This is a genomic window from Bradyrhizobium sp. McL0616, from assembly GCF_049993385.1.
Classification (GTDB): domain Bacteria; phylum Pseudomonadota; class Alphaproteobacteria; order Rhizobiales; family Xanthobacteraceae; genus Bradyrhizobium.
The window spans coordinates 4,550,475-4,567,663 of record NZ_CP188255.1 but is presented as its reverse complement, the minus strand read 5'-3'; the positions used below and the strand labels follow the sequence as shown (position 1 = coordinate 4,567,663).

General features: G+C 63.6%; 22 protein-coding genes. 16 read left to right on the top strand and 6 right to left on the bottom strand.

All coding sequences use genetic code 11. The features are described 5' to 3' along the window. Window positions 1-55: 55 nt before the first annotated feature. The 3 genes from glk to ACPPVR_RS22175 all read left to right on the top strand — a co-directional run bounded on the left by glk (window position 56) and on the right by ACPPVR_RS22175 (window position 1,666). Window positions 56-1,024 (top strand): glucokinase, encoded by a 969-nt coding sequence (glk, locus tag ACPPVR_RS22185; RefSeq protein ID WP_426608717.1) that lies wholly within the window; start codon window positions 56-58, stop codon window positions 1,022-1,024. A 138-nt stretch (window positions 1,025-1,162) separates the two neighbouring features. After that, window positions 1,163-1,378 carry a hypothetical protein gene (locus tag ACPPVR_RS22180; protein WP_426608716.1) on the top strand — a complete coding sequence of 72 codons (216 nt, stop codon included), beginning with the start codon at window positions 1,163-1,165 and terminating at the stop codon, window positions 1,376-1,378. Window positions 1,379-1,510: 132 nt separating this feature from the next. Next, window positions 1,511-1,666: a hypothetical protein gene (locus ACPPVR_RS22175; protein ID WP_426608715.1), complete on the top strand. Its 156-nt coding sequence runs from the start codon at window positions 1,511-1,513 to the stop codon at window positions 1,664-1,666. Between the two features lie 93 nt (window positions 1,667-1,759). Here the strand turns inward: ACPPVR_RS22175 and ACPPVR_RS22170 are convergent, their stop codons facing one another. After that, window positions 1,760-2,137 (bottom strand): response regulator, encoded by a 378-nt coding sequence (locus tag ACPPVR_RS22170; RefSeq protein WP_426608714.1) that lies wholly within the window; start codon window positions 2,135-2,137, stop codon window positions 1,760-1,762. Window positions 2,138-2,248: 111 nt separating this feature from the next. After that, window positions 2,249-3,064 carry a Spy/CpxP family protein refolding chaperone gene (locus ACPPVR_RS22165; protein ID WP_426608713.1) on the bottom strand — a complete coding sequence of 272 codons (816 nt, stop codon included), beginning with the start codon at window positions 3,062-3,064 and terminating at the stop codon, window positions 2,249-2,251. A 464-nt stretch (window positions 3,065-3,528) separates the two neighbouring features. On the opposite strand from ACPPVR_RS22165, the gene ACPPVR_RS22160 reads away from it, so the two are divergent. From ACPPVR_RS22160 to ACPPVR_RS22135, 6 genes are all read left to right on the top strand, one after another. Beyond that, window positions 3,529-4,869 (top strand): ABC transporter substrate-binding protein, encoded by a 1,341-nt coding sequence (locus ACPPVR_RS22160; protein ID WP_426608712.1) that lies wholly within the window; start codon window positions 3,529-3,531, stop codon window positions 4,867-4,869. A 145-nt stretch (window positions 4,870-5,014) separates the two neighbouring features. Further along, window positions 5,015-5,956 (top strand): carbohydrate ABC transporter permease, encoded by a 942-nt coding sequence (locus ACPPVR_RS22155; protein WP_426608711.1) that lies wholly within the window; start codon window positions 5,015-5,017, stop codon window positions 5,954-5,956. Then, the gene (locus ACPPVR_RS22150; RefSeq protein ID WP_426608710.1) at window positions 5,956-6,867 is read left to right on the top strand and encodes a carbohydrate ABC transporter permease; all 912 of its coding nucleotides are present in this window, start codon (window positions 5,956-5,958) and stop codon (window positions 6,865-6,867) included. Before ACPPVR_RS22155 ends, ACPPVR_RS22150 begins: the two co-directional genes overlap by 1 nt. A gap of 6 nt (window positions 6,868-6,873) precedes the next feature. Beyond that, window positions 6,874-7,974, top strand: a complete 1,101-nt coding sequence (locus tag ACPPVR_RS22145; protein ID WP_426608709.1) for an ABC transporter ATP-binding protein — start codon at window positions 6,874-6,876, stop codon at window positions 7,972-7,974. 34 nt (window positions 7,975-8,008) lie between these two features. Then, window positions 8,009-8,998: a hydroxyacid dehydrogenase gene (locus tag ACPPVR_RS22140; protein ID WP_426608708.1), complete on the top strand. Its 990-nt coding sequence runs from the start codon at window positions 8,009-8,011 to the stop codon at window positions 8,996-8,998. A 167-nt stretch (window positions 8,999-9,165) separates the two neighbouring features. After that, entirely contained in the window at window positions 9,166-9,633 is a 468-nt protein-coding gene (locus ACPPVR_RS22135; protein ID WP_426608707.1) for a hypothetical protein, read from the top strand. Here the strand turns inward: ACPPVR_RS22135 and ACPPVR_RS22130 are convergent, their stop codons facing one another. Continuing rightward, on the bottom strand, window positions 9,634-10,131 hold the full coding sequence (locus ACPPVR_RS22130; protein ID WP_426616156.1) for a DUF1993 domain-containing protein: 498 nt from the start codon (window positions 10,129-10,131) through the stop codon (window positions 9,634-9,636). It lies immediately after the preceding gene. 113 nt (window positions 10,132-10,244) lie between these two features. Here ACPPVR_RS22130 and ACPPVR_RS22125 point away from each other — a divergent pair, with 113 nt between their 5' ends. The 4 genes from ACPPVR_RS22125 (at window position 10,245) to ACPPVR_RS22110 (ending at window position 12,979) form a co-directional block, all read left to right on the top strand. After that, on the top strand, window positions 10,245-11,027 hold the full coding sequence (locus tag ACPPVR_RS22125; protein WP_426608706.1) for a transporter substrate-binding domain-containing protein: 783 nt from the start codon (window positions 10,245-10,247) through the stop codon (window positions 11,025-11,027). Between the two features lie 168 nt (window positions 11,028-11,195). Further along, complete coding sequence (locus tag ACPPVR_RS22120; RefSeq protein ID WP_426608705.1) at window positions 11,196-12,062, top strand: DUF2147 domain-containing protein; 867 nt, start codon at window positions 11,196-11,198, stop codon at window positions 12,060-12,062. A gap of 120 nt (window positions 12,063-12,182) precedes the next feature. Beyond that, window positions 12,183-12,479 (top strand): hypothetical protein, encoded by a 297-nt coding sequence (locus ACPPVR_RS22115; protein ID WP_426608704.1) that lies wholly within the window; start codon window positions 12,183-12,185, stop codon window positions 12,477-12,479. Window positions 12,480-12,628: 149 nt separating this feature from the next. Beyond that, window positions 12,629-12,979, top strand: a complete 351-nt coding sequence (locus ACPPVR_RS22110) for a hypothetical protein (RefSeq protein ID WP_426608703.1) — start codon at window positions 12,629-12,631, stop codon at window positions 12,977-12,979. On the opposite strand, the gene ACPPVR_RS22105 is transcribed toward ACPPVR_RS22110, so the two are convergent. Together ACPPVR_RS22105 and ACPPVR_RS22100 are read right to left on the bottom strand one after the other, a co-directional pair. Further along, the gene (locus ACPPVR_RS22105) at window positions 12,980-13,384 is read right to left on the bottom strand and encodes a (R)-mandelonitrile lyase (RefSeq protein ID WP_426608702.1); all 405 of its coding nucleotides are present in this window, start codon (window positions 13,382-13,384) and stop codon (window positions 12,980-12,982) included. A 24-nt stretch (window positions 13,385-13,408) separates the two neighbouring features. Next, window positions 13,409-14,107: a ribonuclease activity regulator RraA gene (locus ACPPVR_RS22100; RefSeq protein WP_426608701.1), complete on the bottom strand. Its 699-nt coding sequence runs from the start codon at window positions 14,105-14,107 to the stop codon at window positions 13,409-13,411. A 249-nt stretch (window positions 14,108-14,356) separates the two neighbouring features. Here ACPPVR_RS22100 and pxpB point away from each other — a divergent pair, with 249 nt between their 5' ends. Genes pxpB through ACPPVR_RS22085 form a run of 3 tightly spaced genes read left to right on the top strand, consistent with a single transcriptional unit; the run spans window position 14,357 to window position 16,924 of the window. Continuing rightward, window positions 14,357-15,088 (top strand): 5-oxoprolinase subunit PxpB, encoded by a 732-nt coding sequence (gene pxpB / locus ACPPVR_RS22095; protein ID WP_426608700.1) that lies wholly within the window; start codon window positions 14,357-14,359, stop codon window positions 15,086-15,088. Then, window positions 15,085-16,122 carry a biotin-dependent carboxyltransferase family protein gene (locus tag ACPPVR_RS22090; RefSeq protein ID WP_426608699.1) on the top strand — a complete coding sequence of 346 codons (1,038 nt, stop codon included), beginning with the start codon at window positions 15,085-15,087 and terminating at the stop codon, window positions 16,120-16,122. The genes pxpB and ACPPVR_RS22090 overlap by 4 nt, the downstream gene beginning before the upstream one ends. 31 nt (window positions 16,123-16,153) lie before the next feature. Continuing rightward, entirely contained in the window at window positions 16,154-16,924 is a 771-nt protein-coding gene (locus ACPPVR_RS22085; protein WP_426608698.1) for a LamB/YcsF family protein, read from the top strand. On the opposite strand, the gene ACPPVR_RS22080 is transcribed toward ACPPVR_RS22085, so the two are convergent. Continuing rightward, window positions 16,925-17,077 (bottom strand): hypothetical protein, encoded by a 153-nt coding sequence (locus ACPPVR_RS22080; protein ID WP_426608697.1) that lies wholly within the window; start codon window positions 17,075-17,077, stop codon window positions 16,925-16,927. It abuts the gene before it with no gap. Window positions 17,078-17,189: the final 112 nt, after the last annotated feature.

The following is a 17,189-nucleotide window of genomic DNA, read 5'->3' as shown; positions in this document are numbered from 1 at the left end:
AGGGCGGAGGAAGAGGGTTCCCGCAGCCGGCAACGGCCGCGGTAGCCAGATGGTCATGAGTATCGGCAAGACAGGCAAAATTCTTCTCGCCGATATCGGCGGTACCAATGCGCGCTTCGCGCTGAGCCACGACGATCAGATCGGACCGATCGACTATGTGAAGGTCGCAGACCACCCGACAGTCCGCGAAGCCATCACTGACGTGCTCCGCCGGACCGGCAGCGAGAGACCGGCCAGAGCCGTTTTGGCCGTCGCGGGACCCGTCACCAATAACCGCTGCGTCATGACCAACAGTCCGTGGGTCATCGACGGCAACGAGCTCCAGCCGGCGCTCGGCTTCGACAGCGTCCACGTGCTCAATGATTTCGAGGTGGTGGCCTGGTCACTGCCCGCCTTGCAGCCGGCCGACCTGATCCCGCTCGGCGGGCAGGACGGCATGTCGGGGGAGCCGTTGCTGGTGGTCGGCCCCGGAACGGGCTTTGGCGTCTCCTGTCTGGTTGAGCGCCACGGCGCCCGGCTGGCCGTCGTCACCGAGGCCGGCCACGCCACCCTGCCGGCGGAGACCGAACGTGAGGAGCGCGTCATCGCGTCCTTGCGCCGGCGCTTTGGCCATGTCTCGATCGAGCGCGGCGCGCTGTCCGGCTCCGGCCTGCAGAGCCTCTACGAAGCGCTGGCCGAGGTTGACGGCGCTCAGGTGCCGCAACGCGATGCCGCGGGCATCACAAGGGCGGCGCTGGACGGCAGTTGCGTGCTCAGCCGCGCGACGCTCGATATGTTTTGCGCCATCCTCGGCTCCGTCGCGGGCAATCTCGCGGTGACCTTCGGTGCCCGCGGCGGCGTCTTTATCGCAGGCGGTATTGCGCCGCGCTTTCCGGAGTTCCTCGCGGCCTCCGCATTCCGGGCGCGCTTCGAAGCCAAGGGGCGCTTCCAGGACTATCTCCGCAACATCCCAACCCGACTGGTCACGAAACCCGATGCGAGCTTCGTCGGCCTGAAGATGTTCGCCGACCACAATCCGGATTGAGCCGCAGCAAGCCGCGGCAAGTAATGCACAGCTGATTGCATCGAAGGTGCGGTTCGACGCAGGATCGTACTTGCCCGTCTGTGTCCGATGAGAAACAGTTCGATTGTGTGTGTGTGGCGTAGGGTACGGGGGCGTGACATGCGTAAGCAGGATTTGGGCTTCGACTATCATCGCTATCACCGCCTGCTGCTGGAGGCGGACGACGAGGACAAGCGGCTGGCCTTGATCGAGCTCTTGATCGAGGAAAAGGCCAGGGACCGGCTGGCAGCGCAGCGCGCCTCGGACCGCGCCGCCATGACGGTCAATACCATCGCCACGGTGCTGAAAGCCGGCCGCAACCAGGGCTTGCCGTAGCTCCTGCTGCTCGCGCAAACACGCGATCGATTGCGATTCCGTTAAGGATCTCTCGCAATCCGGTGTCAAACTTTTTGCTCTAGGAGTTCCCTCACCTGATGCAATTCAGGGGTCAACAAGGGGGGAATGAACATGAGCATGATTTCGCTCGCCGAAATGCCGGCTGCCGTCAAGACGCAGTCGAGCGATTATTCTTTCAAGGCCATCATCATATTCTGCTGCGCAGGCCTGCTTGCCTCGTTCAGTCTGATGGCGCAGGGCGTCGATCTCAGCGCCGGCCTGATGTAAGACGATCCACGCGTTGGAATGAAACGGCCGCCCCCTAGGGCGGCCGTTTTCGTTGCGCTATGGCAGAATCTCTGACCTAACGACCGCACGCCTTCAATGTGGCGTCCTGCCGGGCTCTTCCGGAAACAGCGAGTCGATCATCGCCTTGAGCTGGTCCATGGCAATCGGCTTGCGCAGGATCGGCCGACGGCGAAGCAAGGACGGCAGCAATTCCGGCCCGTAGCCCGTCGCGAACAGAAACGGTTTGCCGCGACGCTCGATCAGGTCGGCGACAGGGTCGACATAGAGGCCCATCAGATTGATGTCGAGAATGGCGAAATCGTACTGCGCGGTCATCGCGAAGGCGCTTGCATCGCGCACATTGTCCGCTTCCGCGACGACATGGTGGCCAAGCTCCTCCACCATGTCGACGACCATCATTCGGATCAACGCCTCGTCTTCGACCAGGAAAACGGAGAGTCCGTCCGCCATATCAACCTCGCAGCCAACTCGCGAAGCTAAGCATACCCCAATTGCGCAACGGATTCACGAATTCGTGGTCCGTCAAATTGCCCGAACGCGGACAATCCGACTCAAGTCCGATCAATCCAGGCCGCGCTCGTGGCTGAGGTGCACCATCTCCTCGATGAAAACCTGCTTCTGTTTGTCGTCGAGACTCGAAAACAAGGGCTCAGCGGCGTCGGCGACGTTGCGCTGATCGGCGGCGCGGTCGATCAGGAACTGCGCCTCGTTGCGCATCTGCTCGATGATATCGTCAGGCGGATCCCGCTTGGCACGTTCGACGCGCAGGTTGAGCCGCTCGGCGCCATTGTGCCCGAGGTAGTGCATGGAGCTGGAGAAACCGAACCAGTGCTTCTCCTGATCGGGCGTGAGGTTGAGTTCGGTCTTGATGCGCTCGATATAGGAATCGCTGTTGGCGACGATCTGGTCAGGGGTCAGCTGCGGCGCGCCGTTCTGGGTCAGGACTGTCACATCCTTGTCCTGCGGCGCGTTCTTGGCTTCCTTGGTCGCCTTGGCGCCTTTAGCACCCTTTGCGTTCTCCTTGGTCTCCTTGGCATTCTCCTTGGCGCTCTTGGCATCCTTGTCCTTGCCGGCGCCCTGCTGCTTCGCGTCCTTTGCATCCTTGCCGGCATCCTTGGCAGCCGGTGCCTGATTGCCATTATTGTTGTTGACGCCGAGCACACCGGTGAAGACGCCAACCACGCCACCGATCGCGCCGCCCAGGACGCCGCCGACGGGACCTGCCGCCTTGTTGCCGGCTGCGGCTCCGTCCTGGACGCCCTTGACCAAACCTTGGGCATTCGCAACCGCGGCTGCGCCGAGCAGCAAGGTGAATACGGACCCGAGTGCGAGCCATCGTCGCAGGCGAAGCCGCGCTGTCGGCGCCGGGGTGATCATTCTGGTCTCCATGTCGATCTGCTTACCCTCTCAGAACGGCAGGCCTCCTGCCGGTTGCAACTCTATCGTTTTCGCTACGCCGAGGTCTAGGCGCGTGCCGCCCCCGTCCCCATCCGAAAGGTCTTTCGCACGAAGCGGTTATGCAGGCTCATTCGGAACTGCGGCGTAATTGCGCACGGATCGTCTTGGGCCCGGCTTGCTCAAAAGTGTGCGTCGCAAAAAGAGCCGCGGCGGTTCACTGCCGACTGGCGCTCCTACCCCTCCGTACGCAACGTTAGTTCTAGAGCGCGAGGCATTCGGATTTCTCGACAGACGCAATCAATCATGATCTGATCGCGCTACCAATTTGCCGCGCCCTCGATTGGCCAACTGGGACGACGGCTTCAAACAAGAAACTCCCGAACAAAAACTCAAAAAACTGAAAGAGGAAACTCCAACAACAAACACCCAAGCGAGGAAACGAGATGTCACGCAAGAGACTGACGCGACGTCAATTTGTGGCTGCTACTGCAATGTCCTCCGCGGCGCTAATCACGGCGCCCTACGTCCGAGGCGCTTACGCCGCCGGCAAGCTCTCGATCGGTTTCTGGGACCACTGGGTACCCGGCGCCAACGACGCCTCCACCGCCCTCGTCAAGGAATGGGCTGACAGGGAGAAGGTCGACGTCTCGATCGACTACATCACCAGCAACAACAAGAAGATCGAATTGACCGCGGCGGCCGAAGCGCAGGCCAAGTCGGGTCACGACATTCTCCAGATGCCGAGCTGGTGGCCGCACGCTTATTCCGAGAATCTCGAACCGCTCAACGACGTCATGGAGCCGCTGATCAAGCAGAATGGCGAGGTGAACGGCACCGTCAAATATCTCGGACAGTCGGGCGGCAAATGGCTCGCGGTGCCCGCGACGCCGGGCAGCCAGATCAAAGGCCCCTGCTCCCGCATCGACCTCATGAAGAAATACGCTGGCATCGACGTTCAGGAGATGTATCCGGCAGGTAGCCCGCCGAAAGCCGACAACTGGACCATGGAAACCTTCCTGAAGGCGGCCGAAGCCTGCCAGAAGGGCGGCTTCCCCTTCGGCATTGGTCTCGGCGAGACCACCGACAGTGTCGACACCGCGGGTGCGATCTTCCAGTCGTTCGGCGCCGAGCTCGTCAATGCCAAGGGCGATGTCACCGTCAAGACCGATGAGGTGCGGCAGGCGCTCGAATTCTACAAGAAGCTGATCGCTGTGCTGCCCGCGGATGCCCCGTCATGGGACGACGCCTCCAACAACAAATGGCTGATCTCGGGCCGCGGCGCGATGATCCTGAACCCGCCGAGTGCCTGGGCGGTCGCCAAGCGCGACGCACCGCAGGTCGCGGAGCAGTGCTGGACGCACGGCTTCCCGGCCGGCCCAAAGGGGCGTTTTGCGCCCTTCCTGCCCTACTTCTGGGGCGTGTGGAGCTTTGGCAAGAACAAGGAGGCGGCCAAGAGCCTGCTCGTTCACCTGTCCTCGCCGTCGGCGATCGCGAAGTTCGTTGAGGCGAGCGGCGGCTACGATTTGCCCGCCTATGCCAACCTGACCACGCTGAAGACCTGGGCCGAGGTGGGACCGCCGAAGGGCACGCTCTATCACTATCCGAACCCGTACAATCATCAGACCCTGTCGATGGCAGCGTATCCGGCGCCGCCAAAGATCGCGCAGCAGATCTACTTCCAGGCGACGCTGACCAAGATGGCGCTGCGTTTCGCGCAGGGCGAGAAGCTGGACACGGCGCTCGCCTGGGCCGAGGGCGAGTGCGAGGGCTTTATGCGGACCTGAGCCGGGTGTGTGCCATGGCGGTTCATGCTTTCGGGCGTGAGCCGCCGGGGCGCGCTCTCATTCCGTCCGCATATCCATGAGGCCGACCGGTCGCCGGCTTCACCGTTGAACTTCCCTCAGAAAGTTTGACTAGAAAGTCTGATCCATGGCCGACGTCGTCGTTGAGCAAGGTCGCCTCGTTCGCACCGTACGCCCGCGCAAAAAAGGTACTAGCCTGCGCAATGTACTGGGTCGGAAATCGACAGTGGCATTCTTCCTGACGCTGCCGCTGATCCTTCTGATCGCGCTGCTCGTGCTGTATCCCGCCTTCTATTCGGTCTACCTGGCGACGCTGAACAAGGCGATGACGAAATTCGTCGGCTTCGGCAATTTCACCTTCCTGTTCAAGCGCGAGACGTTCTGGATGGTGGTGAGGCAATCTTGCATCTTTGCGATTACCGCCGTGGTCTTCAAGGCGCTGATCGGCTTCATCGTCGCGCACTTCGTGCACAACATTCCGGGCAAGAAGCAACGCAAATGGCGCGGCATGCTGCTGGTGCCATGGGTGATCCCGCCTGCCATGAGCACGCTGGCCTGGCTGTGGCTGTTCGATCCGTCCTACAGCGCCTTCAACTACACGCTCTCCTTCTTCGGCGTCGGCCCGATCCCCTGGCTCGGGGACACCTTCTGGGCGCGCTTCTCCGTCATCCTCGTCAATGTCTGGTACGGCGCGCCTTTCTTCCTCATCATGTATCTCGCCGCGCTGAAGTCGGTTCCCGACCAGCTTTACGAGGCAGCCGCCATCGACGGCGCCAACTGGTGGCAGCGGATCTGGTTCATCACGCTACCGATGATGCGCAACATCATCGCCATCACGACGCTGTTCTCGCTGATCGTGACCTTCGCCAATTTCGACATCGTGCGAATCCTCACCTCCGGCGGCCCGCTGGACCGGACGCATCTGTTCGCGACCTGGGCCTTCCAGGTCGGCATCCAGAGCAGCGACATTCCGCTCGGCGCCTGCGTCTCGCTGTTCATGGTGCCGATCCTCGCCGTCGCGGCGGTCTTCATCCTGCGCGATGTCAATAAACGTGGGAACGAAGCCTGATGAGCACGCTCGCGATCGACAAGGCTGGACCGAGCCGCAAGGTCAAACTTGGCAGCATGAGCCGGGACCGCACCTGGGCGCTGCGCTGGTCCTACTTCTTCCTGATCCTGTTCGCGATCTTCTTCCTGACGCCGCCGGTCTACATGCTGATCACCTCGCTCAAGAGCAGCGCGGAGATCTCGGCGGCGACAAATCCGTGGTGGGTGTTTCACCCTACCTTGTCGAACTATGTCGAACTCCTGACCTCGAACCAGTTCCTGCGGTTCTTCTGGAATTCGTCGATGATCTCGATCATCGTCGTGATCGTGACCATGCTGATCAGCATCCCTGCCGCGTTTGCACTGGCGCGGATGAAGTTCTGGGGCTCGGCGACGCTCGCGACCGGTGTCTTTCTCACCTACCTGATCCCGGATAGCCTCCTGTTCATTCCGTTGTTCAAGATGCTTGCGGTGATCCAGGAATTCACCGGAATCACCCTGCTCAACCGTTGGTACGTGCTGGTGTTCATCTATCCGACATTGACCGTGCCGTTCTGCACCTGGATCATGATCGGCTACTTCGCCTCGATCCCGAAGGAGCTCGATGAGGCCGCCCTCATCGACGGCGCCTCCTGGCTCCAGACCCTGACGCGGATCTTCATTCCCGTCGCACTGCCCGGACTGATCGCTGCCACCATCTTCGCCTTTACCGTGTCCTGGGCGCAGTTCCTCTATCCCCTGGTGTTCACGACGTCGATCGACCAGCTCGTGCTGCCGGTCGGCATCACCACCACCCTGATCAAGGGCGACGTCTTCAACTGGGGGCAGATCATGACCGGCGCGTTGCTCGGCGCGGCGCCACCGCTCGTCATCTACGCCTTCCTGATGGACTACTACATTGCCGGCCTGACCGCCGGCGCGACAAAGGGTTGATTGCTCATGGCTGACGTTACTCTGCGTAAGGTGATCAAGCGTTACGACGATGTCGAGGCCGTGCGCGGCATCGATCTCGACATCGCCGACCATGAGTTCATCGTGCTGGTCGGTCCGTCCGGCTGCGGCAAGTCGACGACGTTGCGCATGATCGCAGGGCTCGAGGACATCAGCGACGGCGACATCATGATCGGCGGCGACGTCGTCAACGACGTGCCGCCAAAGGACCGCGACATTGCGATGGTGTTCCAGAACTACGCGCTCTATCCGCACATGACGGTCGCCGAAAACATGTCGTTCGGCCTGCGGCTGAAGCACTATCCCAAGGCCGAGATCAAGGCGCGGGTCACAGAGGCCGCCCGCCTCCTCGATATTACCGACCTGATCGACCGCAAGCCGAAACAGCTCTCCGGCGGCCAGCGCCAGCGCGTCGCGATGGGACGCGCCATCGTGCGCAACCCGAAGGTGTTCCTGTTCGACGAGCCGCTCTCCAATCTCGATGCCAAGCTGCGCGTGCAGATGCGCATCGAGATCAAGAAGGTACACCAGAAGGTCCGCACCACGACGGTCTACGTCACCCACGACCAGATCGAGGCGATGACCTTGGCTGACCGTGTCGTGGTGATGAACAAGGGCCGCATCGAGCAGATCGGCACGCCGAACGAGCTCTACCACAAGCCGGCGACGCGTTTCGTTGCGGGCTTCATAGGCTCTCCGGCGATGAATTTCCTTCCGTGCCGGCTGGAAGAGGCCGGCGGCAAGCTCAGCATCCGCCTGACCGACCGCATCGCCTTCCCGCTGCCGCCGGCGCGCGCCGCCCGCTACAACGTGCTCCCACGCTCAGATAATCTTCTGCTTGGCATCCGGCCAGAGCATCTTACGGAATCGAACGCGCATCTGGAGCCCGGCGTCGAGAGTTTCGACACCGTGCTCGACGTCACCGAACCGATGGGGATGGAGACCCTGGTCTATTTCGGACTTGAAGGCACGCCGGTCTGCGGCCGCGTCAACCCCAATGCCGGCGCCAAGGACGGGGCACCCATGCGTTTGGCGATGGACCTCAACAATATGCACCTGCTAAACGAAGAGACCGGCGTCGTGCTGTGACGCAGGTCCAAGAAACGCAAGCAGGCGGGGAGCAATGGCGACCAACAAGAAGAAGATTTTCGTTACGCAAACTTTGTCGCAAGGGGCCCGCGCCCTCCTCACCAAGCGCGACGATATCGAGCTCGTCGAGTTTCCGAACCTGATCTCCGCCCGGGACTTCGAGGCCTTGCTCAAGAGCCATGCGCCGGTCCATGGCGTGGCGCTCGGCGCCACCGCCTTTGGCGAAGCCGAGCTCGAGGCGTCCAGAGACATGAAGGTGGTGACCCGCATCGGCGTCGGCTACGACGCGGTCGACGTGCCCGCCCTCTCCCGCCGCAAGGTGCCGCTGATGGTCGCCGGCAGCGCGAACTCGCCCTCGGTTGCCGAGCAGGCGCTGTTCATGATGCTGACGCTGGCCAAGCGCGCGCAGGAGATGCATTCCTGCGTCAAGGACGGCAAATGGGCCGACCGGCTCGGCATGCTGCCGTTCGATCTCTATGGCAAGACGGTGCTGATCATCGGCTTCGGCCGCATCGGCACCCGCACCGCCAAGCGCTGCCTGGCGATGGAAATGAGCGTGCAGGTCTACGATCCCTACAAGCCTGCCGCAGACATCAAGGCCGCCGGCTGCGAGCCCGTCGCCGATCTCGACGCCGCGTTGCCTCACGCGGATTTCGTCACGATCCACTGCCCGAAGACTCCGGAGACGGTTGGACTGTTCGACGCGGCGCGGATCGGCCGGATGAAGCCGAAATCCTATCTCATCAACACGGCACGCGGCGGCATCGTGAAGGAGGCGGCGCTGTACGACGCGCTCGTCTCCGGAAAGCTTGCCGGCGCCGGCATCGACGTGTTCGAGCAGGAGCCGCCGCCGGTCACCAACGCACTGTTCACGCTGCCCAACGTCATCATGGCCCCGCATGTCGCCGGCGTCACCGTCGAGGCGGTGAGCCGCATGAGCGAGCAGACCGCGCGCAACATCCTGAGTGTGCTCGACGGCGATCCGATCCGGCAGAACATCATCAACCAGGACGTGCTGGGCTGAGCGAGCCAAGGCGGGCGGCCCGTCCGCCCGCCTTCGGAAGGCCAGAATGCGTCCCATTTTGGTGCAGATCGAGCCCCAACTCAGCCTTAATCAAACCCGCGTAATAAGTCCGGCCGCGGCGGCAGTGGGACAGACTTGCCGGCCGCGTCGAGTTGGAGGATGGACCCTTGTCAGAGATCGACCCGACCGACCAAGCGCTCGCGACCATCGCCAGCATTTTTGAGCACCCCGACGAGCCCACCCTCGTTGTCGGGGACGCCGAGACGACCACGGCCGACGAGCATCTGGTCGCTGAACATCCCGTCGTCGATGAGCACGAACACCCCGTGGTCGAGGAGCAGCCGCTGGTGCCGGAGCCGGCCGATGCAGACGGCTACAGCAAGGTTGGCCCCGGGCCGATGGTGGCGATCCGCCTCAAATGGACGGTGCATCGCGGCGATGACGGCCACTACTACGTGCACGAGACCATCGGCGAGCAATCCGCGCCCGTAATCAGCGGCCCGATGACGAGCGAGGCCGCCGTGCATTTCGTCGACCTGCACGAGGACGAGGCGCACCGCCGCTTTGAAGAGCTGCGCAGCGAGATCGCCGGCCGCAGCTCGCTCGCCGACTACGAGCGCAAGGGCGAGGCGTAATTACTTACGGCCCATAAAATCCTTCTTCACGAGCTCGACGCCTGCGTGCCGCAATAGGTCGTATGCCGTCGTGACGTGAAAGAAGAACTGCGGGACGCTGTTCGTGAGCAGCAGCGTCCGCCCGGTAAAGGGCAGCTCGGTCCCGTTCTTCAGCCTGAAGAAGACCTTCAGCTCCGCAGCCGCATCGATCTCGGCGCGCGGCAGGCTTTCAATGAAATCGATTGATGTTGCGATGCGGGCCTGAAGCCCGGCCATGTCATGCTCCATCGCCGGCAGCGCCACCGGCTCGCACTGCGCCAGCAACGCCGGGGCGACCGTGGCATGGCGACAGGCCTCGCCGATCTGCTGCGCCAGGTCGTACATGTTCGGCGCCATGCGCATGCCTAGCAGGACCGTCGGATTGAACTTGCGGGCCTCCGCATAGGCAACGCCCTTGTCGAGCAGGACGGACAGGTTGCGCAGATAAGGCACGAAGAGGCCGACCGAGGCCTCGTACATTGAGATCGTCACGTCAAGATTCCCTTCAATTCCGTCTCGCCAGCGACTGGCATCTGGTCTAAATCCACCCTCAAGAGCTGCACAATGACAGCTCGGGCATGGGTGGAAAAGACATGATCGTTCGAATCGTGGCGGCTTTGGCCGTGATGTTGCTGGCAAACCTTTCGGCTCACGCGCAGCAGCCGGTGCCCTCGCGCCTCGACGAGATCATCAAGCGCGGCACCTTGCGCGTCGGCATGACCGGCGACTACAAACCATTCACCTATCTGGACAAGGCCACGCAGCAATTCAGCGGCTTCGACGTTGACATCGCGGAAGCGCTTGGCAAGGCGCTCGGCGTCAAGGTCGAATATGTGCCGACGGCCTGGCCGAAGCTGATGAAGGATTTCGAAGCCGACAGTTTCGACATCGCGATGGGCGGCGTCTCGGTCACGCTGGATCGGCAGAAGAAGGGCTTCTTCTCGATGCCGATCATGCGCGAGGGCAAGACGCCAATCGCGCGCTGTGCCGACGTCGACAAATACCAGACGCTTCCGGACATAGACAAGAAGGGCACCCGCGTGATCGTCAATCCCGGCGGCACCAATGAGCGTTTTGCGCGGGCCAACGTCAGGGATGCCGATATCAACGTTTTTCCTGACAATACCGCGATCTTCGACGAGATCGCCAAGGGCAATGCCGATCTGATGATGACGGATGCGTCCGAGACCCGTTACCAGCAAAAGCAGCATTCCGGCGTGCTCTGCGCGGTGCACCCCGAAAAACCGTTCGACTTCTCGGAGAAGGCTTACTGGCTCCAGCGCGACATGGCGCTGAAGGCCTTCGTCGACCAGTGGCTGCATATCTCCATGGAGGACGGCAGCTATAAGAAGATCTACGCGTCCTGGTTCGACTAGCCTAAGTCCCCTGCCGCCAGCCGGCCAAACTTTGGACTGGCTCCGGGCGTATTGAACCCGGACCGTCGGGACTACGACTCATACCGAGAAACAGTGATCTAGATCACTTTTTTCGATTGATCCCGGGCGTATGCCTCGGTGCGGGGACCACCTGCTCAGGAGACGAAAATGAGGAAGCTGTTGGCCACGGCCGCATTCCTTTTGGCGAGCACCGCTGCGCAAGCGCAGTACACCTTCGATTATGGCGGGCGCACTATCCGCATCGATCCCGATCGCGGCACGGTCTCGATCCCCGGCGTCTACGACAACACAGGCCAGGGCAAGGCGAAGAAGGCCAAAAAGAACGAGGCCAAGCCGGACCAGCAGGCACCGCAACAGGCCAAGGTCGATCCGCAGACGCCGGCCGCGCCAGCTGCGGCCCCCGTCGCAGCGCCGCCCGCAGCCGAGCAAGCTCCCGCGGCAGTTCCAGCCGCCGCAGCACCACCTCCCGCTCCGCCAGCACCACCACCGCCGACAACGACCGCCAACAATGCGCCGGCCGATACGGCCGTGCTGTCGCCGCCCGCACCGCCTCCCGCGCCTGCCCCGGTCGAGCAGCAGGCGGTTCCAGCCGTGACGCCGCCGGCCCCAACTGTGGCAGTCGCGCCCCCGGCGCCGCCTCCGCCGCCCGCTCCCGCGCCGGTTCAGTCGGCCGCCGTCAACCCTGCTCCCGTCGCCGCGCCCGCGCGCGATCTCAATTCACCGCTCGGGGTCTGGCTCACCGAGGAGAAGGAAGGCAAGGTCCGCATCGAACAATGCGGCGTCAATCTCTGCGGCTATTCGGTCGACAGCAAATCGAACCAGAACGGCGAGCAGGTCCTGATCAACATGAAGCCCGCGAAGGACCAGAAATGGTCCGGCCGAATCCTCGATCCCAACACCGGCTCGACCTACGATTCAACGATCGCGCTAAAGGGCACTGATCGCCTGCGCGTGCAGGGCTGCGCCTTCGGCGGCATGTTCTGCGGCGGCCAAACCTGGACGCGCGTGAACTAGGCTCGCTCACGTCAGACCCATCTTGCGACACTGCCTGATGGCGGTTGGACGAATAGCTTTCTGACGTGGGAGGATTCGCGTACACGCCCACAAACGCACGCGCGTTTGCTGGGACACTTCATGACTCTGCCGCCCGCTCGAAAAGGCCCCGCCGCGGCACCCCTGCCCGCGCCCGAACATCTTGGATGTGTTTTGGACATTGTCTTCGTTATTGAAGGCGCGACTTCGCCCCATGCCGAAGGATTGAGCCATGACAGGCGCGTTCTCGGATTGGCGCTTTGCAAATTGACGATTGCAGAGGCTGAGGAAGCCTTCGCGATCGAGCACGAAGTCGAGCAAGAGTCTGAGAAAGAGGAAGCGCCTGGGCTCCAGAAAGTTCGGCTGTTCACCCGTCTGGTCAACCGAATGAGGAATTGACCCGGGCCTGTCTCAGCCCGCACCGGAGCCGCCGCGGTTTGCCGCGATGTGCGCCACCTCACAGAGCCCCTTCGGCGCGTGACTGCCCTCACATCGCCCGGCCCACGCCGATGCCACGATGCCCCCAGGTTCAACCACAGGGGCGTGTCATGAAGTATTTTCGCAAAGGGCTGCTCGTTACCGTGTTCGCCTTGGCTCTGCCGGTCGCGCAAGCGAGCGCCAGCACCTACGACGGCGCATGGAATGTCCGCATCGCTTCGTCGAGCGAGACCTGCGGCAATGGCGCGAGCGTCGCGATCGGCATCAACAATGGTCAGATCGCCTCGAGCAGCGCAGCCGTGACCGCGTCCGGCCGCGTCGCGGATGCGGGCAGCATCAACGTCACCTTGAGCACCGGCATCAAGCGCGCGGTCGGCTTCGGCCGGCTCAGCGGAACCTCCGGCTCCGGCACATGGCGTGGCGCCATGTGCACGGGAACGTGGACCGCTGAGCGGATGTAGTTAGCCCAGCGCTGCGCCGTACTCCGCGTCCGTCACCGGATGGAGCCAGGTCGAGAACACGCCGTCGAGCGATTCCTGCATCGCGATGTGGGTCATGCCGTTGGTCGGCGTTGCGCCGTGCCAGTGCAGTTCGCCCGGTGGAATCCAGACGGTGTCGCCGGGGCGGATCTCGCGGATCGGGCCGTCCTTGGCCTGGACCCGGCCGACGCCCGAAATCACATAGAGCGTCTGCCCGAGCGGATGATGATGCCAGTTGGTGCGCGCACCCGGCTCGAACGACACGCGCGAGCAGTTCAGCCGCGCCGGCGCGGGCGCCATGATCACGGGGTCCTGCAACACGGTGCCGGTGAAGTTTTCCTTGGGCGCGCGGCGGGTCGGCCGCGTGCCTGCGACAGTGATTTCCATGGGATGTCCTCGCTTTTGTTCCGGTTACTTCTTGCTGGCGGCGTAGCGCGCCTTGGTCTCGGCGTTCATCGGATAGAGGCCCGGCAGCGCCGCGCCGTTGTTCACCTCGTTGACGATCCAGGCTTCCATCCGTTCCTGCTCGACGCCCTCGGCCAGCACGTGATCGAGCATCGCCTGCGGGATCAGCACGCAGCCGTCCTGGTCGGCAACCACGATGTCGTTCGGGAACACCGCAACGCCGCCGCAACCGATCGGCTCGCCCCAGCCGACGAAGGTTAGTCCTGCAACGGAAGGCGGCGCGGCATAGCCGTCGCACCACACAGGCAGATTGGTGCCGAGCACGCCCTCGAGGTCACGCACCACACCATCGGTGACGAGCGCGGTCACGCCGCGCTTGACCATGCGTGCGCAGAGGATGTCGCCGAAGATGCCGGCATCGGTGACGCCCATGGCGTCGACCACGGCGATGCAGCCGTCCGGCATCGCCTCGATCGCGGTGCGGGTCGAGATCGGCGACGACCAGGATTCCGGCGTCGCCAGATCCTCGCGCGCCGGCACGAAGCGCAGCGTAAAGGCGGGTCCCACCAGGCGCGGCAGGCCGGGGCGCAGCGGGCGCGCGCCGCGCATCCACACATTGCGCAGGCCCTTCTTCAGCAGGACCGTGGTGATGGTGGCAGTGGTGATGCCGGCGAGGGTCTTGCGGGCTTCGGGGGATAGCGACATGGACGGCAACGAGCTCCGAATAGGCGGGAAAGGACGCCGCGCATCTTGCGAGGCGCAAGCCTTGCGTCAAGGGCCAAGAAACGCAGGCCGGCAGGCCTGTTATGCGACGCGATAACAAGGCTTTATCGCTTGCCCTTGCATTAATTTATTGGACTTGCGGGCGCATTTACGCGAAGCAGGGCGACGCGGAACTCAAGGACGAGCCCGCGTTTCTCCCGAAGCCCGATTTTGACAGCTCCTCGACAGCTCATGGCCGCGACGCTTCCACCGCCCCGCCTTTTGCCCAGTGGCGACAGCGCCGTCACGGTCGAATTCAGCCGCACCGTCGACGATGCCGCCAATCAGCGCGTGCTGGCGCTCGACAAGGCGCTTGCTGCGGCCGCCATCGACGGCATCATCGAAACTGTCCCGACCTATCGTTCGTTGCTGGTGCATTACGATCCCGGCAAGATCGGCTTCGATGCGCTCGGCGAAAAGCTGCTCCCGATCGCCAGCCAGCCGCTGCCGCCGGCCACGAAGACACGGCGCTGGCGCGTTCCCGTCGCCTATGGCGGCGAGCATGGCATCGATCTCGAGGATGTCGCGAAGGCGCTGAACACCACGCCCGACGACATCGTGGCCCGCCATACCGCCGGTGACTATTGCATCGCCATGATCGGCTTCACGCCGGGCTGGTCCTATCTCAGCGGGTTGGACAAATCGCTCCAGATGTCACGGCGGCAGAATCCGCGGCTGCTGACCCCCGCCGGCACGATCGCCATCGGCGGCATACAAACCGGCATCCAGTGCCTGGCCGGCCCGAGCGGCTGGCACCTGCTCGGCCGCACGCCGGTGCGGACCTATCAGCTCCACCGGAATCCGACGTTTCTTACCGAACCCGGTGATCGCGTGACGTTTTTCGCCATCGACCACAAGACCTTCGAGGAACAGGATCGCGCTGCCGAGGCCGGCGAGATCATCGCCGAGCAGGTGGTCGCATGAGCCGGCTCGTCGTTGCCAGCATCGGGCCTGCGAGTTCCGTCCAGGACGGTGGCCGCCCTGGCGCGCAGCGTTATGGCCTGACACCAAGCGGCGCGATGGACCGAATGGCGCTGGCGGCAGCGAATACGCTGGTCGGCAACGAGCCATTCGCGGCCGCTGTCGAGATCGGCCCGTTCGGCGCGGCCTTCACCGCCCGTGACGGTGCTGTGCGCGTGTCGATTGCAGGTGCTCCGCGCAATGCGGACATTGCCGGGCGCGCGATCGCCATGGACACGTCCGTGACGCTGAAGGACGGCGAGACGCTGACGCTCGGCTTTGCCCGCGGCGGCGCGTTCACCTATCTTGCGATCGAAGGCGGCATCACGGGCGAACCGGTGTTCGGCAGCCTCGCGGTCAACGCCCGTGCCGGCCTCGGCAGCCCCTATCCGCGCCCGCTCCAGTCCGGCGACGAATTCACCGTCGATGCCGCGAGCGGTGCGCCCGAGTTGCGGATCGAATTGCCCAAGCCTCTGAACGGCCCGATCCGTGTCGTGCTGGGACCGCAGGATGACGAATTCGACGACGCCAACAAGGCGCTGTTTCTGGGCAGCGAGTGGAAGATCTCCGCGACCTCCGACCGCATGGGCTACCGGCTCGAGGGCCCCGCGATCAAGCATCTGCACGGCCACAACATCGTTTCCGACGGCACCGTCAACGGCAGCATCCAGGTGCCCGGCAACGGCGCGCCGATCGCGCTGATGATGGATCGCGGCACCTCCGGCGGCTATCCGAAGATCGCAACCGTGATCACGGCCGATGTCGGCCGCCTCGCGCAGACTTCGGCTGGCACGGCGTTCCGCTTCAAGGCGGTCAGCATGGCCGAGGCGCAGGACGAGGCGAAGAAGTTCGTGCAAGCGATCCGCACCCTGCCCGATCGCTTGCGCTCATCTGACACCGTCACGCTCAACATCGAGGCGCTCAGCGATGCCAACGTTGCCGGCTACGCGGTGAGCGCCATGGACGCCGGGACCTGGCAGGTCGCTGCGGAGCCGTAAACGACAAGACGACCAGAGGCGGAGAGCAAACATGAAGACGATCGATCTCAATTGCGACCTCGGCGAAGGTTTTGGCGCGTGGGAGATGGGCAACGACGCCGCGATGATCGAGCTCGCAAGCTCGGTCAACGTCGCCTGTGGCTTCCATGCCGGCGATCCCGACATCATGCGCAGGACGGTGGAGCTTGCCAAAGCGCGCGGCGTCTCGGTCGGCGCGCATCCCGGCTACCGCGACCTGCACGGCTTTGGCCGGCATCCGATCGCGGGCCTGAAGGCCTCCGAGATCGAGAACCTCGTCGCCTACCAGATCGGCGCCTTGCAGGCGATCGCGACCGCGGCGGGTCACAAGGTCACGCATGTGAAGGCGCATGGCGCGCTCTCCAACGTCGCCTGCGAGGACGACATGACGGCCAAGGCGATCGCCGCCGGCATTAGGGCGGTCGACCCCAGCCTCATCTTCGTCGTGCTCGCCAACTCAAAGCTGGTGAAGGCCGGCGAGGACGCCAATTTGCCGATGGTACACGAGGTGTTCGCCGACCGCGCCTATGAGGACGACGGCAATCTCGTTTCGCGCAAGAAGCCCGGCGCGGTGCTGCACGATGCCAAGGCAATCGCCGATCGCGTTGTGCGCATGGTGCAGGATGGAGCGGTGGTGTCGGTGACGGGCAAGGTCATCAAGATGCGCACGGACACGGTGTGCATCCATGGCGACACGCACGGCGCCGTCGATATCGCGCGCGGCCTGCGTCAGGCGTTGAAGGAGGCGGGGATCGAAGTCGCGCCGTTCAAGCGCGGGGCGTGATCAGAACGGGTGCACCGACAGCGTGCCGAACACGATGGCCGCGATGACGGCGAAGGCGCTGTAGAGGCCGATGTGATGGGCGCTCGCGCCGGTTCGACGCGAGAGCGAGCGCGCGTAAAGGTGCAGCCTGGCTTCCGCCGATAGTTCGCGCATGGTCGATCTCCAACGCCCCATTTCCGGGATTATGGAGGGTCGACCCGGGTGGCGGGCAAGGCCGCCGCGCAAATAGCGATGCGGGTCCTCTCGGGTTGCCCCATCGCAGGCG

Coding starts and splice junctions, on each gene's coding strand:
- ACPPVR_RS22125 (WP_426608706.1), top strand. CDS start 10,245: ATGATCGTTCGAATCGTGGCGGCTTTGGCCGTGATGTTGCTGGCAAAC.
- ACPPVR_RS22180 (WP_426608716.1), top strand. CDS start 1,163: ATGCGTAAGCAGGATTTGGGCTTCGACTATCATCGCTATCACCGCCTG.
- ACPPVR_RS22085 (WP_426608698.1), top strand. CDS start 16,154: ATGAAGACGATCGATCTCAATTGCGACCTCGGCGAAGGTTTTGGCGCG.
- ACPPVR_RS22090 (WP_426608699.1), top strand. CDS start 15,085: ATGAGCCGGCTCGTCGTTGCCAGCATCGGGCCTGCGAGTTCCGTCCAG.
- ACPPVR_RS22140 (WP_426608708.1), top strand. CDS start 8,009: ATGGCGACCAACAAGAAGAAGATTTTCGTTACGCAAACTTTGTCGCAA.
- ACPPVR_RS22160 (WP_426608712.1), top strand. CDS start 3,529: ATGTCACGCAAGAGACTGACGCGACGTCAATTTGTGGCTGCTACTGCA.
- ACPPVR_RS22115 (WP_426608704.1), top strand. CDS start 12,183: ATGACTCTGCCGCCCGCTCGAAAAGGCCCCGCCGCGGCACCCCTGCCC.
- ACPPVR_RS22165 (WP_426608713.1), bottom strand. CDS start 3,064: ATGATCACCCCGGCGCCGACAGCGCGGCTTCGCCTGCGACGATGGCTC.
- ACPPVR_RS22130 (WP_426616156.1), bottom strand. CDS start 10,131: ATGTACGAGGCCTCGGTCGGCCTCTTCGTGCCTTATCTGCGCAACCTG.
- ACPPVR_RS22170 (WP_426608714.1), bottom strand. CDS start 2,137: ATGGCGGACGGACTCTCCGTTTTCCTGGTCGAAGACGAGGCGTTGATC.
- ACPPVR_RS22145 (WP_426608709.1), top strand. CDS start 6,874: ATGGCTGACGTTACTCTGCGTAAGGTGATCAAGCGTTACGACGATGTC.
- ACPPVR_RS22150 (WP_426608710.1), top strand. CDS start 5,956: ATGAGCACGCTCGCGATCGACAAGGCTGGACCGAGCCGCAAGGTCAAA.
- ACPPVR_RS22100 (WP_426608701.1), bottom strand. CDS start 14,107: ATGTCGCTATCCCCCGAAGCCCGCAAGACCCTCGCCGGCATCACCACT.
- ACPPVR_RS22175 (WP_426608715.1), top strand. CDS start 1,511: ATGAGCATGATTTCGCTCGCCGAAATGCCGGCTGCCGTCAAGACGCAG.
- pxpB (WP_426608700.1), top strand. CDS start 14,357: ATGGCCGCGACGCTTCCACCGCCCCGCCTTTTGCCCAGTGGCGACAGC.
- ACPPVR_RS22105 (WP_426608702.1), bottom strand. CDS start 13,384: ATGGAAATCACTGTCGCAGGCACGCGGCCGACCCGCCGCGCGCCCAAG.
- glk (WP_426608717.1), top strand. CDS start 56: ATGAGTATCGGCAAGACAGGCAAAATTCTTCTCGCCGATATCGGCGGT.
- ACPPVR_RS22120 (WP_426608705.1), top strand. CDS start 11,196: ATGAGGAAGCTGTTGGCCACGGCCGCATTCCTTTTGGCGAGCACCGCT.
- ACPPVR_RS22155 (WP_426608711.1), top strand. CDS start 5,015: ATGGCCGACGTCGTCGTTGAGCAAGGTCGCCTCGTTCGCACCGTACGC.
- ACPPVR_RS22110 (WP_426608703.1), top strand. CDS start 12,629: ATGAAGTATTTTCGCAAAGGGCTGCTCGTTACCGTGTTCGCCTTGGCT.
- ACPPVR_RS22080 (WP_426608697.1), bottom strand. CDS start 17,077: ATGCGCGAACTATCGGCGGAAGCCAGGCTGCACCTTTACGCGCGCTCG.